The organism is Sphingomonas populi (assembly GCF_004208535.1).
Taxonomy (GTDB): domain Bacteria; phylum Pseudomonadota; class Alphaproteobacteria; order Sphingomonadales; family Sphingomonadaceae; genus Sphingomonas; species Sphingomonas populi.
In genome coordinates, this window is sequence record NZ_SGIS01000029.1 from 1 (window position 1) to 15,776 (window position 15,776).

17 protein-coding genes and 2 pseudogenes are annotated in these 15,776 nt (G+C 61.8%); 13 read left to right on the top strand and 6 right to left on the bottom strand.

Annotated elements, in window-relative coordinates; genetic code table 11:
- Positions 1-115 precede the first annotated feature (115 nt).
- On the top strand, positions 116-808 hold the full coding sequence (locus tag EWE75_RS16910; protein WP_206364796.1) for a recombinase family protein: 693 nt from the start codon (positions 116-118) through the stop codon (positions 806-808).
- Between the two features lie 141 nt (positions 809-949).
- On the opposite strand, the gene EWE75_RS16915 is transcribed toward EWE75_RS16910, so the two are convergent.
- Positions 950-1,552, bottom strand: a complete 603-nt coding sequence (locus EWE75_RS16915) for a hypothetical protein (protein ID WP_165388425.1) — start codon at positions 1,550-1,552, stop codon at positions 950-952.
- 272 nt (positions 1,553-1,824) lie between these two features.
- Here EWE75_RS16915 and EWE75_RS16920 point away from each other — a divergent pair, with 272 nt between their 5' ends.
- The 6 genes from EWE75_RS16920 (at position 1,825) to EWE75_RS16945 (ending at position 5,107) form a co-directional block, all read left to right on the top strand.
- Positions 1,825-2,295, top strand: a complete 471-nt coding sequence (locus EWE75_RS16920; protein WP_130159289.1) for a hypothetical protein — start codon at positions 1,825-1,827, stop codon at positions 2,293-2,295.
- A gap of 153 nt (positions 2,296-2,448) precedes the next feature.
- Entirely contained in the window at positions 2,449-3,000 is a 552-nt protein-coding gene (locus EWE75_RS16925; RefSeq protein ID WP_130159290.1) for a GNAT family N-acetyltransferase, read from the top strand.
- A 230-nt stretch (positions 3,001-3,230) separates the two neighbouring features.
- Positions 3,231-3,497 carry a type II toxin-antitoxin system Phd/YefM family antitoxin gene (locus EWE75_RS16930; RefSeq protein ID WP_130159291.1) on the top strand — a complete coding sequence of 89 codons (267 nt, stop codon included), beginning with the start codon at positions 3,231-3,233 and terminating at the stop codon, positions 3,495-3,497.
- Complete coding sequence (locus EWE75_RS16935; RefSeq protein ID WP_130159292.1) at positions 3,497-3,943, top strand: type II toxin-antitoxin system VapC family toxin; 447 nt, start codon at positions 3,497-3,499, stop codon at positions 3,941-3,943. The genes EWE75_RS16930 and EWE75_RS16935 overlap by 1 nt, the downstream gene beginning before the upstream one ends.
- A complete protein-coding gene (locus EWE75_RS16940; RefSeq protein WP_130159293.1) occupies positions 3,940-4,560 on the top strand; it encodes a recombinase family protein in 621 nt (206 codons plus the stop codon). Before EWE75_RS16935 ends, EWE75_RS16940 begins: the two co-directional genes overlap by 4 nt.
- Positions 4,538-5,107, top strand: coding sequence for a thermonuclease family protein (locus tag EWE75_RS16945; RefSeq protein WP_130159294.1), 570 nt, complete (start codon positions 4,538-4,540; stop codon positions 5,105-5,107). Before EWE75_RS16940 ends, EWE75_RS16945 begins: the two co-directional genes overlap by 23 nt.
- Positions 5,108-5,153: 46 nt before the next feature.
- Here the strand turns inward: EWE75_RS16945 and EWE75_RS16950 are convergent, their stop codons facing one another.
- Both EWE75_RS16950 and EWE75_RS16955 read right to left on the bottom strand, forming a co-directional pair.
- Positions 5,154-5,705 (bottom strand): hypothetical protein, encoded by a 552-nt coding sequence (locus tag EWE75_RS16950; RefSeq protein ID WP_130159295.1) that lies wholly within the window; start codon positions 5,703-5,705, stop codon positions 5,154-5,156.
- An 83-nt stretch (positions 5,706-5,788) separates the two neighbouring features.
- Positions 5,789-6,055 carry a carboxymuconolactone decarboxylase family protein gene (locus EWE75_RS16955; RefSeq protein WP_130159296.1) on the bottom strand — a complete coding sequence of 89 codons (267 nt, stop codon included), beginning with the start codon at positions 6,053-6,055 and terminating at the stop codon, positions 5,789-5,791.
- Positions 6,056-6,143: 88 nt separating this feature from the next.
- Between EWE75_RS16955 and EWE75_RS16960 the strand changes: the two genes are divergently transcribed.
- The gene (locus EWE75_RS16960; protein WP_231708415.1) at positions 6,144-6,476 is read left to right on the top strand and encodes a single-stranded DNA-binding protein; all 333 of its coding nucleotides are present in this window, start codon (positions 6,144-6,146) and stop codon (positions 6,474-6,476) included.
- Between the two features lie 158 nt (positions 6,477-6,634).
- On the opposite strand, the gene EWE75_RS16965 is transcribed toward EWE75_RS16960, so the two are convergent.
- Complete coding sequence (locus EWE75_RS16965; RefSeq protein WP_130159297.1) at positions 6,635-6,943, bottom strand: hypothetical protein; 309 nt, start codon at positions 6,941-6,943, stop codon at positions 6,635-6,637.
- A 494-nt stretch (positions 6,944-7,437) separates the two neighbouring features.
- Here EWE75_RS16965 and EWE75_RS16970 point away from each other — a divergent pair, with 494 nt between their 5' ends.
- The 5 genes and pseudogenes from EWE75_RS16970 (at position 7,438) to EWE75_RS16990 (ending at position 12,287) form a co-directional block, all read left to right on the top strand.
- Positions 7,438-8,526: a site-specific integrase gene (locus EWE75_RS16970; protein WP_130159298.1), complete on the top strand. Its 1,089-nt coding sequence runs from the start codon at positions 7,438-7,440 to the stop codon at positions 8,524-8,526.
- On the top strand, positions 8,523-9,749 hold the full coding sequence (locus EWE75_RS16975) for a tyrosine-type recombinase/integrase (RefSeq protein WP_130159299.1): 1,227 nt from the start codon (positions 8,523-8,525) through the stop codon (positions 9,747-9,749). The genes EWE75_RS16970 and EWE75_RS16975 overlap by 4 nt, the downstream gene beginning before the upstream one ends.
- A gap of 39 nt (positions 9,750-9,788) precedes the next feature.
- Positions 9,789-9,953 (top strand): annotated as a pseudogene (locus EWE75_RS26280) (integrase); the annotation flags it as partial.
- Positions 9,950-10,396, top strand: a pseudogene (locus EWE75_RS16985) (IS5 family transposase); the annotation flags it as partial. The pseudogenes EWE75_RS26280 and EWE75_RS16985, both read left to right, overlap by 4 nt.
- Before the next feature lie 121 nt (positions 10,397-10,517).
- Positions 10,518-12,287, top strand: coding sequence for an esterase/lipase family protein (locus EWE75_RS16990; RefSeq protein ID WP_130159300.1), 1,770 nt, complete (start codon positions 10,518-10,520; stop codon positions 12,285-12,287).
- 1 nt (position 12,288) lies between these two features.
- On the opposite strand, the gene EWE75_RS16995 is transcribed toward EWE75_RS16990, so the two are convergent.
- Both EWE75_RS16995 and EWE75_RS17000 read right to left on the bottom strand, forming a co-directional pair.
- Positions 12,289-15,156 (bottom strand): patatin-like phospholipase family protein, encoded by a 2,868-nt coding sequence (locus tag EWE75_RS16995; protein WP_130159301.1) that lies wholly within the window; start codon positions 15,154-15,156, stop codon positions 12,289-12,291.
- The gene (locus tag EWE75_RS17000; RefSeq protein ID WP_130159302.1) at positions 15,153-15,758 is read right to left on the bottom strand and encodes a hypothetical protein; all 606 of its coding nucleotides are present in this window, start codon (positions 15,756-15,758) and stop codon (positions 15,153-15,155) included. Before EWE75_RS17000 ends, EWE75_RS16995 begins: the two co-directional genes overlap by 4 nt.
- Between the last annotated feature and the right edge of the window lie 18 nt (positions 15,759-15,776).

The window sequence follows — 15,776 nt, forward strand, 5'->3', positions numbered from 1 at the left end:
CTAGCTCAAAGAAGCTGGCTAGGTTGGCTAGGCTACGCAGGACCGCGCGTTGATATTTGTAGCTAGATGTCCTTGGAGCGGCTATTACGGGTATACCCAAGGGAGCCAAGACCAAGTGAGCCAGAACGAAAACCGGAACGTGGTCAAGGCAGCCAGGGTGTACCTACGGGTCAGCACCGAGGAACAGGATCTCGCGCGACAGGAAGCGATTGTCGCAGGAGCGAGAGCGGCTGGCTTCTATGTGGCGGCGGTTTACCGGGAGAAGGCATCAGGCGCCCGGCCGGACAGACCGGAGCTGTTACGCATGGTCGCAGACCTTCAACCCGGTGAGGTGGTCGTTGCGGAAAAGATCGACCGGATCAGTCGTCTCCCGCTGCCGGAGGCAGAATTGCTGGTGGCGACAATTAGAGGGAAGGGGGCTCGGCTCTCGGTCCCCGGGATTGTTGATCTGTCCGATCTCGTCGCCGACAGCTCCGGCGTCGCCCGGATCGTGCTTGAGGCGGTCCAAGATATGCTGCTGCGTGTGGCACTTCAGACTGCGCGCGACGACTATGAGACACGCCGCGAACGTCAGCGCGAAGGGATCGAGATTGCCAGACGGGCGGGGCGGTACAGCGGTCGCAAACCCGACCTTGCGCACCATCGCCGTATCGTCGGCCTTCGTGACGCGGGCATGAGCATTGCAAAAACGGCCGAGTTAGCCGGATGCAGCATCGCACAGGTCAAGCGGGTCACCGCCTTGCACCGCGCGAAGGCCGCTTCCGCATCGAATAGGGACGTAGCGCCTAACGACGAAGCATCGTCTTAGTTGATCCGATCGACGACACGATCAAGAGCCGCAGGGAAGGCTGCCGGCATTGCCTTTGGTTGTCATGTCCGAAACCGCCCAAAAGCCGACCGGAAGGTTTCGGGCGGAAAAGCGGCCCTACCGTTGCCGCCCCAGTTGCGGTCATTCCTCTCCGGCTTGACGATGCCTAGGAACCGCCGCCTCGATATGCTCCACCAACTTGAAGCCCACGTATTCGTTGCGCCCGTATGGGCGGCGCTGCTCGCTACTCGCATTTGCGCGATAATAGACGTTCCAATAGCTCGCCACGCGTTGTTTGGTAGTTTGCCAGTAAGCCGCGTTGTCGGTGATGAAATCGCCGAGCGTGCGGGTGCTATCAGGTGTCAGCGCGGCGGCAATGTCATCCAGTATCTCGACAATATACTCGCCAATAAGCGCCACGACGAATGGAGCGCCCCAAGGCTGTAAGTCTCTCATCAGGTCGCGAGCGGCACGTTGGCGTTCGAACCCATCATTGCTGCGAGTTTGTAGGGCGCGAGCGAACGGGAAGGGCGCATCGCCATCAGTCAATCGCAGCCGTTCGGAAGTGAAGCGCAACCGCGCAGGGATGAACACGGCCTGCTGCTCCGACCGGACGGTAAATCGCTCGGTCCATTGTGCGGGAGCAAGAACGCGTGCGACGGACTGTGCCGCTAAGGTTGCAACAGATAGATGTTCTCGCGGAAACGCCTCTGCCAGCATCGACGCATCCAGTTCGGTCAGCATCGAATGATCGGCCATATCAGCAGACTAAACCATAGACCGCCGTCCGCAACCGCCCATGCTCGTCAACAGCAGAATGACTGCTTTCCACCCACTTTTTGCCGTTCCTGCTGGCGGCGTGATTCCCGAAATACCATCCATTCCGAGAGCGCCATCGCCTTCTCGATCATCCTTCGATTTCGGCAAGGTGCCTGCCCCCGATCACACCGGATTTTCCTGGACGACGGATCGCTGCCCGAGTGTAAAGGCAGCTCATCGGTAAAGGGAGAAATCTGATGCGTCCTACCCTGATCCTGCCTGTCGCGCTGCTGATCGGGTGCAGTCCATCGTCTGGCGACGGGCAGACGAATACGCCCGTCCCCGATGGGACTTCGGCAATCGGCACGACTACGGACGCGCAGGGCCGGACGACCACCGTGTACGGCTCGGACAACGCCGCCGCTCTGCCAAAGAGCCTGCCTGCCTGGGTGAAGATATATCCGGGCGCCAAGATCGTGTCGGTCCTGATAGATACCTCGTCCGCGCCGGGTGGAAGTATTTCCTACACCAGCCCCGATGCACTCGCCAAAGTCGTGGCATTTCAGGATGCCGCGCTGACCGCAGCCGGAAAAAAGCGCCCCGCCATGCCGGATACCGCCGAAGTGGCGGTTCGGACCGTCGGGAATGATGGCGGGAGCAATGGCGGGATGGTCACCATCGCGCGCGAAAAGGCGATGACGACGGTTAGCATCATCTACAAAAATTAGAGACGGTGGGACGGCACCGATAGATCCAAGCGGGTGTGGAATACCGGCTTTCCCATTTCTCGATCGGATTTGAGAACGACACCGGCCGTCTCGATCGCTCTTCCCCAATCGGGATAGGTCGTATCCGCTCCAAAGGCAGGTTAGACATGGATGATGCCCCTGCTCGATGCTGCCACCAATAAGTTGCCGTTGATCCTGACCGAGCATGATGTTGGCGAAGTCGCTGACCTATATGCCCGCTGCGCCGACTACTTCATGTTGCAGGACGGGGAGCCGGCGACGCTGGCGGATGCGCTGGATTTGTTTCGTGATGTTCCAGACGAAAAGAGTTCGGCCGATCAGACTATTATGGGCTGGCGGGGTGAAAGTGGGCTGATAGCCGTGGCCGCCGTCTTGCGTGACTACCCAAGCGATGGTGTTTGGTATCTCGGCTTCATGGTCGTTGATCCCGCCGTCAGAGGGCAAGGCATCGGCCGATCGATCTATGCCTCGATCGAGCAGTGGGTGGCGGCTCACGGAGCGCAGCAAATACGCCTCGCTGTCCTTGAGGCGAATGAGGCGGCGGAGAGGTTCTGGCGGTCGCTGGGTTACAGAGAGCTTCGGCGGGTTGGCCCCGACACGTTCAAGTTGCGGCACCATCGACGCGTTGAGCTGATCAAGGCCATGAGCGACAATACGGCAGCTTCACCCACCCAGCAGCGTTAAGGCACCATTCCCATTTCTCGATCCTCAGTGAGAATGGCGGCGCTGGCGCGACGACAATTAGCGCGATCGGAAGGCCGCCACATACCGTGCGCATTTACAATCCGTTGTTCAAAACTGGCAAAATCCAAGCCTGTCAAATTAATGCAACTCGAAGTATCATAGTTTGACACTACCGCTTGCTCCGCCCGACTTATGTCGGTAACGTACCTGACAAACGTTAGAGGTGAGCGATGACGGTGCATTATGTTTCCAGCCGCGATTTCAGTCGCGATCCGAGCAGCGCGAAGAAGGCAGCCGATGATGGGCCAGTGTTCATCACCAACCGCGAGCGACCAGCTCACGTACTGATGAATATCGAAGAATACCGTCGCCTCACTGCCGGCAGGAAGAGCCTTGGCGAGTTGCTGGCACCTGGCCCCGAACTGGAAGGTATTGCCGAGATCGATTTCGATCCGCCACGAAGCCAATTCGCCGCGCGCGTGCCGGATCTCGGTTGATGTACCTTCTGGATACCAATGTCATTTCTGAACTCCGCAAGCTCGGGACGGCGCGCGCAGACTCCAATGTGACAGCGTGGGTCAACGCCGCGAGCGCCGACAGTTTCGTAATTTCCGCTGTCTCAGTGATGGAGATGCAGATGGGCATCCACCGGATCGCTCATCGCGGTGATGTCGCCCAGGCCCGGCTTCTGGAAGCATGGCTGCACACCTACATCCTACCTGCCTTTGAAGGGCGAATCCTGCCCTGTGATACCGCCGTCGCCTTGCAGTGCGCCGCGCTTCATGTTCCCGATCCCGCCAGCGAGCGTGATGCGTGGATCGCGGCAACGGCGATGGTCCATGACCTCGCTGTGGTCACGCGAAACGTCGCCGACTTCCAGCACAGCAAGGTCAGGATCATCAACCCCTGGGAGCCAACCCCGCAGAGCGGAAAGCAACCATGAAGATCGGCTACGCCCGCGTATCGACCGGCGAGCAGAACTTGCGGATGCAGGTCCAGGAACTCAAAGCCTATGGCTGCGAGAAGATCTACCGAGACGAGGGGGTCTCGGGCGGGGCGGTCCTCAAACCGGAATATACCAATATGCTCGCCCAGCTCCGCGCCGGTGACGAGGTGGTGGTCTGGCGGCTGGATAGGATGTCGCGCTCGCTCTCGACGTTGATCGCAGCGCTTGAAGATCTGAAGGGCAGGGGAGCCGACTTCTGTTCGCTGCACGAACGGATCGAAACGGGGTCGCCAGCCGGGCGCTTGCTATTCCACCTGATTGGCTCGCTCGCAGAATTTGAGCGCGACATCATCATCGACCGGACACGCGCCGGGATCGATGCCGCACGCCGCGCCGGCGTCCAGCTCGGCCGACCACCGAAGTTGACCGATGACCAATGGGCCGAAGCCCTGCGCATTATCGCGGAAGACCCGAAAAACGGCGTATCCCGCGCGGCGAAGCTGACCGGCGTATCGCGCCAGGCGATCTACGCCCGGATCAACAAGGCGAAGGCCGAGCAGGCGTCGAATGATGACGACAAGGAGCTTGTCGATGTCTCCACTGAACGGACTTAATCTCGCCTTTCTCGCTGCGCTGCTTGGCGCTTGCAGCCCATCGATCGCTGAGCCTGATACCACCGGCATCGAGGGTAAGGCGCGGGCGATCGACGGCGACACCGTTGCGATCGACTTCCGCCTGTTGGGCGCTGACGCATTCGAGCGGAAACAATGGTGCGAAATGGCCTCAGGCTGCGCGCCATGCGGCAAGGCCGCACAGGATTTCGCTGCGCGATTTCTCGCGCGCGGACCTGCCATGCTGCGCCTCACGGGTCAGTCCAGCTACGGGCGTCCGGTTGCGATCGCCGAGGTAGCCGGTCGAGACCTCGGCGAAGCGATGATCCGCGCCGGCTATGCTGTGCCGCGCCCCGGATTTCTCGATCATGATCCGGATCGGCGCGCACGATATCTGGCGGCGTTCGCCGCTGCGCAGGAGGCCAAGGCCGGCGCCATGATGGGCCAATGGATCGATCCCGCCAAATGGCGGAAAGGGGACCGGCTATCCTGCGAACGCGAGCGGCACACCTCTCGCGACTGGCAACAGTGGAGAAAGGAAGCCGATTGAAAGAAACGGCGCCGAAACATGCCCGACGCCGTTTTTCGAAGACGATTTAGGCCGCCATCTTGTCGTTCGCGAGCGCGCGGCGCCCGATGCTCGCGGCGAACAATGGTGTCTCGCGACTGTTGTGATCGCCGCCGGCGTCCTGGCGAGCCTTCGCCGCGTCCTCGTAGGAGATCCCGTGGGCGGCAATGAAGTCCATGAAGGCATCCGTCGGGTGCGCGGTCACGGCATTGGTATAGCGGGTACGACCACCTTCAATGCTCTCGGCCTTGAGTTCCCAGATCACGTTGACCTGCGTGCGGCCGTTCGCTGTGAAAACGTCCGAGATCGAGTTCATACGGCAATACGTCGGGGTCGCTTCTTCCGCGACATAGTGCTGAACGACCAAACCGGTGCCGATCATCTCAACATTGATCGACATGAGCCGGCCATCGTCCGTGTGGGTGGTCGCGGTTGCGATGTGGTCAGGCGGGCAGCAGCGCTGATATTCCGCTTCCGCGAGGTTGAACAGCCAATCGGCGATGTCGATCTTCTCGATCGGAACATCGATGTCCGCCGAAAACGCCGACTTCGATAGGATGGTGTCCGTGAGTACCTTCATGATGAGATCCTTTCGTGTTGCACTGAAGGGTTGAGATGAAACCGTGGTGGCCGATCAACCTCGACCGAGGGAGCCGGCCTGGATCAGTCGTCCGCGAGTGGTCCCAGCGTCTGCGCGGCGCAGACGGACGCTGAGATCGCGGCGGGAAAACCGGCGTAGAAGGCGAGATGCGTGATGAGTTCGCTGAACGCGCGTTTGTCGATGCCGTTATCGACGCCGCGGCGCAGATGCGCTGGCAGCTCGTCCATCGCGCGAAGCGCGATAAGCGCGGCCAACCACGCAACCGGAAAATCAGGCCCGAGTTGCCGCTGCGCGTCTGCCCGCGCCAGCCAGATTTTCCGGTTCCCCATCGCTTCGCTCCGGTGCGTGGCCACCCGCTCGATCGCCGATCGCTGGCACCGGCGAAACGGTTCGCCGAACAGCGAAAGGAATGCGATCGTGAACAACGTCAACCTCGCGGGTCGCCTGACCAAAGACCCTGAGACGCGCGATACCGGCAACAAAAAGATCACGGAACTTCGGCTTGCAACCGATCGGGCGCGCGTCCGCGACGGCAAGGTAGTGAAGGACGCTCAGAACCGAACTGTCTACGACACCGAATTTCACCGGATCACGGTCTTCGGCGCACTCGGCGTCGCGGTTCGTGAGCAGAAACAGAAGGGCGATCCACTCGGGATTCGGGGCTGGCTCCACTACTCGAAATGGACCGACCAGAACGATGTCGAGCGCTACGGCGTCGAGATCATTGCCGAGGAAATTCACTTCCTCTGATCCGCTGGGCGGCGCTGCGAAGCGCCGCCCATATCGTGCATCTGGCCGAGGTTGAAGAAGGCGTGAAGCGGGCATCGAACCCGCTTCGCGCCTATTGAGCATCAGCCTATTGTAACGCTCCCATTTGGGTATCGCTAGAGACACCAACGCGGCGCAATTTATGCCTCCGAACCCGCCAGCGCTGGAGCAACTTTCGACCCGGCACCGTTCCGGGAATCTGCCTTCTGCTCGCTGCCGGAATGCTGGGCATTCTCAACCCCGAGACGCCTCAATGTCTCCGTTGGACCGAGCGCCTGGATGCGATCGAAAATCTCACTGAGAGTCTCGGTATCAAGGCGCGCGGTGAGCTTCTGAATCTTGTCCATAACCTCGGCGCGATATGCCTCGATGAGTGCCCTTTTTCGATCCCGAAGCTTTGCCTCGTCCTCTTCGATTTTCTTACGTTCCCGGTCGAGTTTCGATGCCATGATTTCCTCCCGAATTGGAGCCGTACAGGGGTACGACGCACATCAGGATATCGCCACTTTTCCGCCGAGGAAACCCGATCTTCATTCCCCAATTATGAGCACCATTTGGCGCATGTTTCACAGCGTCCAAGCGGGCGGAAAGCGGGCCTAAACGGACGCTACGCGGCGCCGATTTCGACAGGCGGGAGACCCCGGCCTGTCGTCCGAATTTGCCCCCTCCGGTCTACGCCCGACAACCCGAAGCGAGGCGAGCAGAACAAGGCACAGGGGAGGGGACAGTACCTAGAATTGCACACCCTACACGGCTAAACCGTTGAGAGTAGGTACTTATGATGAGGTATCAGAAGGATAGAAACGGAGCAATAGACAGCGATTCGGAGGCTCCAGATGGCTATCTGATAGCCGACTCGCCGCCTTCTGCGGTGAGGTCCACGGGCAACCAAATCGTCCGACTCGACGGCAACATCGCTCGTCGCCGACCCCCGAAAAATCCGATGATCTACTGGGACACGGACCTTCCCGGATTCGGGCTGCGGTGTCGAACCACCGGACGGAAAACTTGGGTATTACAGCATCGAGAACGGGGCAATGCCAGGTTCGAAACGTTGGGGTCGACAGCCACGATGGATGTCCGGCAAGCCCGTCGCGAAGCCCTCAAAATTCTTCGATCGGCCGCACTCGACGGACTGCCCCAAAAGCCCGCCGCGAAGCCCAGCGTCGGGCTGACGTTCGAGCAGTTTTTTCCGGAATTCATGGAGTGCGTGGCGGGCTGGAAGGCCAGTACCGCGACCCGAAACGCATCGGCTATCAAGGCGCATATTCTGCCCGCTTTCGGTTCGCTTCCGGTTGCGCAAATGAGCCGAGCCGACATCGTAAAATGGCGCGACGCGATGGGTCAGAAGCCTGCCGCATTCAACCGGTCAGTGCCGGTGCTGGCGTCCATCTTCAAGATGGCAGAAACGCTCGGCTACCGGCCGGGCGGCTCCAATCCCTGCAAGGGCATTGCCCGCTACAAGCGCAAGCTCCCGGAGCGCTATCTCAGCGGATCGGAGTATCGCGCATTGGCTTCAGTGTTGAAGGCGGCAGAGGCCGAGCTGCCGGGGGCGGTGACCATCATCCGGCTGTTGATCTACACGGGCGCACGGCGGCAGGAGATCGCGGGTTTGCGATGGGAGTGGATCAAGCCGCCGCGTATTTTCCTGCCCGACAGCAAGACCGGCGCGAAAGTGATCTATCTCAACGCACCGGCCCGCAAGATCCTCGACGGCCTTCGCGGCGAACAGATCTCGGGCCTGGTTTTCCCCGGCGGGCGGAATTTGAGTGTCCCGCTCAACCCGGACCCCGCATGGTTCAAGCTTCGCGCGCGCGCCGGATTGATGGACGTGCGGTTGCATGATCTGCGACACAGTTTCGCGTCGCTTGCGATCCGGGATGGCGTGTCCCTCTCGGTGGTCGGCAAGCTCCTTGGCCACGCCCTTCCTGAATCCACCGCGCGCTACGCCCATCTGGCGGATGACGTGGTGTCCGAGTCCGCAGCGCGGGTGTGCGCGTCGATTGCCGACAAGATGGAGCCAGCGTTGTGAACGCGCGCACGCTCAGCGATATCGTCGCTCTGGAACTCGCCACGGCAAACCTACCGGCTGCTGATGCGCGGCCCGCGCATGCCGGCCGGCTGACACAATGGGCCAGTGAGTTGCCCGGATTCGGCGTGCGTTCCTATGCGAGCGGGCGCCGGATCTATGTCGTCCAAGCACGGATGGACGCTCGCACCCGAACCGTCACGATCGGCGATGCGCGCGTGATCTCGCGCGTACAGGCCCTCGATGTAGCGCGGCGGGTCCTTGTGCGCGCCCAGATCGGCGAGAACCCTGCCGACACGCTTATGAGCACCCGTCGGGTCCCGCGCTTCGACGCGTTCCTCTCCGAATTCTGGGACAAGGTGTCCCCGCGCTGGAAGCCGTCGACGCTCGATCGCAACATCTACTATCGCAGGCACCTCGAACGGGGGTTCGCCCGGCGCTTCCTCGACAAGATCGAGCCTGCGGATGTTTCGCACTGGTTCGCCGGGCTCTCGGCGAGGTCGGGGCCTGCTGCGGCCAACCGCTCGCTTCAGTTGCTCGGTGAGGTGTTCAACAAAGCCGATGCGTGGGGTGTCATCCCGGCGAATTCGAATCCCTGCACCCAGATCAGGCGCAACCCAACGCGCAAACATGAGTGTATGCTGTCCGACGCAGAGTTTTCGCGGTTCGGCTCTGCGCTGGCTGACCTACGGGTGTCGGCGCCGATGGAGGCAGATGCCATTCGGCTGATCGCGCTGACCGGGTGCCGCAAAGGCGAAATCTGCGGCCTGGACTGGAGCGAGGTGAGGGGGCGCCGCCTTCTGCTCCACGACGCGAAAACCGGGCCTCGCACGGTGTGGCTGGGGAAGGCAGCGGCTGAGCTGCTGGAGCGGATGCCCCGCCATGCGAACCTTTCTTCGGTGTTCTGGATCGCGGACAAGCCGTTGACGGTGGCGCGCCTTGACGGCGCCTTTCGGCGCGCCCGGTTGGCGGCAGGTCTGGCGCATGTCCGCATGCATGATCTTCGCCACAGCTTCGCGAGCCATGCCGCCGCCATGTCCGAGACGCTGCCGATGATCAGCAAGCTGCTGGGGCATTCGAGCGTGAAAATGACGGCACGCTACGCGCATTTGTCGGACGATGCCGCTATTGAGGATAACGAGCGTATTGGTCGATTGATCAGCAAGCTGATGGAGTTGCCTGGCGAACGAACGACACGAGATTTCCGACGATATGTCAGAGAGTAGGGTTCGTGAAAATCCTCTTGCAAACGGGGCGAGCCATACGTTTGGGAAATTCGATTCTACCTGAATCAGCACCGCCGCTTGCGTGATTACGCACCGTTCGAGCCCGCGATCGACAGCAAGTTCCGTGGCTGCGACCGCGTGCGGATGAAAGTTGGCGATCTCGTTAGCGGTGGACATATGCAAACGCGCGCAATCGTGATGCGAGCCTACGGGAAAGAAAGGGGATCTTGGGCGGCTGATCGGCCGCACCAAAGGCGGCATGAACACCAAGCTTCATGCTGTCACCGATGCAAACGGGCGCCCACTCAGCTTCTTTATGACCGCTGGTCAGGTCCGCGATTATACCGGCGCGGCAGCGCTGCTGGACGACCTACCAAAGCCGCGATGGCTGCTGGGCGACCGTGGCTTTGACGCCGACCGGCTCAGGGATGCCTTGGAGGCGAAGGTATTGAACCTGCATCCCAAGTCGGAAATCTCTGCTCCAGCCCATCAAATACAACAAGCGCCGGTGCCGACACCGCAACCGCATCGAGATCATGTTCGGACGACTGAAGGACTGGCGCCGCGTCGCCACCCGCTACGACAGGTGCCCGACGGTCTTCTTCTCCGCCATCGCCCTGGCCGCCACCATTATCTTCTGGCTCTGATCAACGAGTCCTGACCCTAGGTAGGCGTTGGCAGGATATAGGACGCTCCGAAAGAGCATGCCTTGTCTTGCGGGTTTCATTTCCGCGCTGCACTCTGGGATAGTCAGGGGAGACCGGAGTCATGAAGCGTACAGATCCGCAGCGGGTTCTTGTCGTCCTCATCCATGGTTTTACAGGCTCGCCAGCTAGGATGGCAGCGGTTTCCGCCGAGATTTACCGGAATGCGGGGAGCGATTGGTTCGAGGTCTTTACCCCGCACTTGCCGATGTCGCGTCTCTCCACCATGTCGCCCACCCGGATCGCCTGCGATCTGGTCGAGAAAATCGACGCGCGATGGAAGGAAGCTGAACGGTCCAAGCACGCGTTTGACAGGATTCTCATCGTCGGTCACAGCGTCGGGTCGCTGATCGCGCGCAAAACCTATATCATCGCTTGCGGTAGCACCGGCGACGCGCCTTTCGAGGCCGAGGTCGTATCCACCCGGCCGCGCGACTGGGCGTCGCGGGTCGATCGCATGATCCTGCTCGCGGGCATGAATCGCGGATGGCGCGTTTCGCACCATCTCAACGTGTTCCGTGCGCTCAATTGGTGGCTGGGGAGCGTCTTCGGCCGGATCGTGGAACTCCTGACCGGCAAGTCGCTGCTGATCTTTCAGGTCCATCGTGGCGCCGCCTTCGTCACGCAGCTCCGCATCCAGTGGCTGCGGATGCGCCAGCGTGCCGCGCGGGACGATGTGGCGGGGAAATGCCTCACCGTGCAATTGCTCGGCTCGATCGACGATTACGTCTCGTCCAAGGACAATGTCGATCTGGTCGCGGGCGGGGACTTCGTCTATCTCGACGTTCCGTTTTCCGGGCACAGAAGCATTCTCGAAATGCGCGACGCGACGGTGCCGCCCGGCCAGTCGCGGACGCGTGGCGCACTGCGGAGCGAAGCCCTTGCCGCCGCCGTCACGCTCAGTCCCGAAGCGTTGCGCGCGATATCGGTGGTCCCCGACGATTCCGACGAGATTCCCAGCCCGAATGCCGAGGTGAAGACCGTGGTCTTCGTCGTCCACGGCATTCGCGACGAGGGCTATTGGACCAGCAAGATCGCCCGCGCGATCCGCAAGAAGATGCGCGAGGACGCCCACACGGTCGCCACGGAAACATCGACCTATGGCTATTTCCCGATGCTGCCGTTCCTCTTCTCGAAGAGCCGTCGCGAGAAGGTCGAATGGCTGATGGACAAATATGCGACCATGGTCGCGACCTATCCGAACGCGGTCCGCTTTCATTTCGTCGGGCACAGCAACGGGACCTATTGTCTGGGGGAGGCGCTGCGCCTTTATAGCTGTTGCCGGTTCGAGCGGGTCGTGCTCGCGGGCAGCGTGCTGCGAGCGCGATATGACTGGAGCAACTATCTCACCGATGGCCAGGAAGGAGGGCGATCGCATGGAGCGGTTGGCTCGGTGCTGAACTTCGTCGCGACCGCAGATTGGGTGGTCGCGATCTTTCCTAAGCTCTTTCAGGATGTGCCGATCCAGCGGCTGGGCGGGGCGGGCCACGATGGTTTCTCCGAGCAGTCGGACCGGATCACGCAGATCCGCTACGTGCGGGGATCGCACGGCGCGGCGATCGCCGAGCCAGTCTGGCCGGCCATCGCCGAATTCGTCGCTGACGGAAGCGTCCCCAACCTCGACCCCGCGCTGGTGCGCCCATCAAGGAACCCGGTCGTGGCTTTTCTGGGGTTGATCCCCTGGCTCTGGTGGATGCTGATCGGCGGGCTTTTGGTCTTCGTCGGCTATGAGATCGCGCCGAATTCCAGCGAGCCGTTCGAGGAAGTGGTCGTTCGTATGCTCTTGCTGATGGCCTACGTTCTTGCGATTTTCCGGATCGTGACGTGGTTCTGAACTATATGTGCAGCGTTCTGCGGACCCAAGCCGGGAATGCCTGCCATGCGGCCCCGGATTGTACGGCGGTCCAGTCTATCGCGGTGAACATCCGCGGGTTCCAGGTCCCGGAAGTATCTGAGGGAATCGGAGCGAACAGCCTGTCGCCCATGATCTGCCCAAGCCGATAATAACTTTCCCACTGTGCCTCGTCGAACGTCTGGTCCAGCGTCGTCTGCTGGGGGAAGGGCGGGTTGCTGCGCGCATAAGCGACGAGATCCGCGGCTTCGAGGCCGCAGACCCGCGGCTTGATAACGATCAGCGTGCTGTCGGTGCGCGGGCTGAGACCGCCCGCCGGATTGTCGTACCGGATGCGGCCGATCGCGGCATAGGGTCCGAAGACCTTGGGGGTGGGGGCCGATGTGGAGGTCATGCCGAGTTCGGCGACGGTCCCGAACGCATGGCGTAGCGGCGTATCGGCGCCGAAGATCCGGTCGAGCTCCAGCGGATCATCGACGAAGCTCAAGTCTGCATCGAAGTCGATCCGGATTCTGCGGGTCAGGGTAACGACGTCGCCAAAACTATAGTCCGGGTCCCCGCCGTTATCGCACAGGATGATAAGGCCGACGCGCCGGCGGACGAGCTCATATGCACCGGTATCCTCGAAATGGCCGCCGTCGGTCAGATACCAGCGGCCGCCATCGCTGCCGGGGAATTTGCCGGTGAGTTCGTCGAACAGCCGCCATTGAACTGCATCTCGCAGGCCCCTCCAGCCGCGTTTGCCGGGGTTCCACCAATAGCCCAGCCGGAGATTGGCGAGGCCGGCAAGCAGCGAGAGGCCGAGGCTGCCGTAATGCCCCATGCCGGTCGATGCGGCTGCGCCCGAAATTCCGACCCAGGTCGATAGCGACAGCTTCTCCGGGTGCGGGCCGGCTGGATTGACGTGCGGGATGACCTCCAGCTCGCTGTTCACGCCATTGCCGGGATAGAGAAAGCCGAAAGGAGAAACCGTGAGCGGCTTGCCCTTGCGATCCCGCTGGGTAGTGTTTGAGGAGGCGCTGGCAGTGTCGTTGATCGTCACGTTGATCAGATGCAGCGGCGCCAGCACCGTATCCGCATAATAGCGATCAAGGGCGATATCGTCGTCGATATGGTCGCGGTTTGCGGGCGTCGGCGGTGTCTTCGCCCAGCGCTTGACGTTGCTCGCGCCGAGATAGGCGCGCCGCAGGCTGGATGCGTAGAAGTTCGCGAACGTCGAAAGGTTGAGGAAGGAAAAGGCAAAGGCGATCGCCCCGCTCATCAGCACACAGGCAATGGTCTCATAGAAGAGGCCGTAGAGACCTTGCTGCCACGGGTTTCCCTCATAGCTGCGCGATCCGATCGGGCCGCCCCACCACGCCAGCCATTGCGCCACGGTCGCCCAGAAAATCCCGACTGCCGCTGCGAGCAGGAGGCCCAGAAGCAGCGCGAGGACCCGCCCGAATTTCGCGAGCAACCTGCCGAGCGACGTGCCTGGCTTGGCCGAGCCGGTGACCTGTGCGACCGCCTTGCGGATCGCCGGTATGCTCGCGATGAGCAGTGCCGTGACCTTCGCGACCGAACCGAACTCCCCGCCACGCACGTAGATCGTCTGGGCGATGCTGTCGAAGAGCGCCAGCGCGCCGATGAACAACCCGGCCGAAAGGCACCAGGTCGACCAGTTGGTGAGGCGGTAGCGTACCCGATCTTCCTGCACGCGCGGCGACGCCGGGTCGGGGGCGGCCATCAGGTCCACGCTTTTATGAGTCTCCGCGTCGGTCTTCATCGCATCCAGCACCTCAGCCGCGATACAGGCACCGAGCGCCAGGATCGCGACCGACAAGGCGATCCACGCTGCCTCCGCCGTGCGCGCGATGGAAATCCGAGTGGCTTGGGTGAAGAACGCGGAATCGTGATCGTTCTTGATAAAGGGCGCTTGAAGATGCGGGCCGATCAGGATTGTGATTGCCGCGACGATTACCAGTAGACCGAGCCACAGGCCTGGCCCGCCGAGCAGGCGCTGGACGCGGCTCTTGGGCGTGGACTGGCTGCCTCTCGTTAGGAAATAGGCGCCGAAAAAGGCGGCTGCGATATAAATGAACGCCATGGCGATCGGGCAGAGCCAACTCGCGATGAACCAGTGCGAGACCTTGTAGCCGCGCATCCACAGGCTCGGCCAGAACAACTCCGGTAGGCCTTTGCCGGCCCAATCGGCCTCGATATCCAGGTTGTCGTTGGTCAGCCACAGAAGTTGCGGCAGCTTCAGCAGCAGGAAGAAAGCGAGCAGGGTGACGCCGAGCACCAGATGGACCGCGAGCCAGCTTCGCGTTGCGATCACCGCGAGGCGGATGGCGTCGCCGACCTGACCCGGCAGCAGATGTCGGCCGCTCTGCCGGAGATGATCGAGCGCCCTTTCCCCATCCGTGCCGCACAGCGGGTCTCCTGTGCCGCCCGTGCATACCTCGCCGGTCTGTTCCTCGACGTCGCCGCGCCATTCGGACGGGACGTAGCGGCTGCAGAAAAACGACGCGATATAGCTTCCGCCGGAGACCGACGAGATATAATCGACATATTTTATCAGCCCGGCCCGGCTCATCGCGCGCAGGATGCCGAGCGAGATCGTCGCACTGCGGATACCGCCGCCGGAGAGCGCGATGCCGACGGTGTCGCTCGGTCCACGCGGGCCGTGTTCGCCACTGGGGAAACGTTCCGCGCCGAGCGCGGTCCGTCGGGCGCGCAGCCTGTTCAGTTCTTGTGCCAAGACCCGCGCCTGCGGCGTTTGCGCATCGACGCCGGAGGCGATGTCGCTCGCAGCTTTCCGCGGCTCGAGTTTGACGGTTGCGAACGGGTCGTCCTTTGGCGGGAGGCTCATGGTGCGATCTCCACGGTGTCTAGAGTGAGAGTCCCTTCGCCGCCGCGGCGCGAACAGGTCAGCAGCGCGACCTCGATATCCAGCCTGCGATCCTGCCGGAGTTTTTCGATCGTGATCGGAAGCCGCATTTCCGCTTCCTGATCGGTCTCGCCAAGATTTTCCTGCGTCCACAACGCGCCGTTGAGACGCGCCTTGATTAGGCCGTTCACCCAGCCGCGATCCCGGCTAATATGGTATCTCAGCGTCACCACCGCCCCGTCGCCGAGGGTCGCAAAGTTCGCGACCGACATCATCACCGAAAATCTGGTCGATGCCACCGACCCCGTCGTCGGCGAGGAGGGAGGGCGCGGTTTCCAACAGACAGATGTCTCGTTGGCCACCACATACGCCAGCGGCTGGGTGCCTGCCGTCAGCACAAGGCCGGTCGGAACACGTGTCGGCACCAGGCTCTTTATTGGCGCTCCGGCGAAGCTCGTCGGTTGGCCCCAGGTGATACTTGTCGGCTGCTTCGGGTTCGGGCCAGTGGCGCTGATGCCCGCCATTACCAATACGCCCGAGGCCGCCCCTCCGGACAACAGCATCGCTTGCAGGCGGCGCGCCATTCTCGTCTCCCCTCTCGT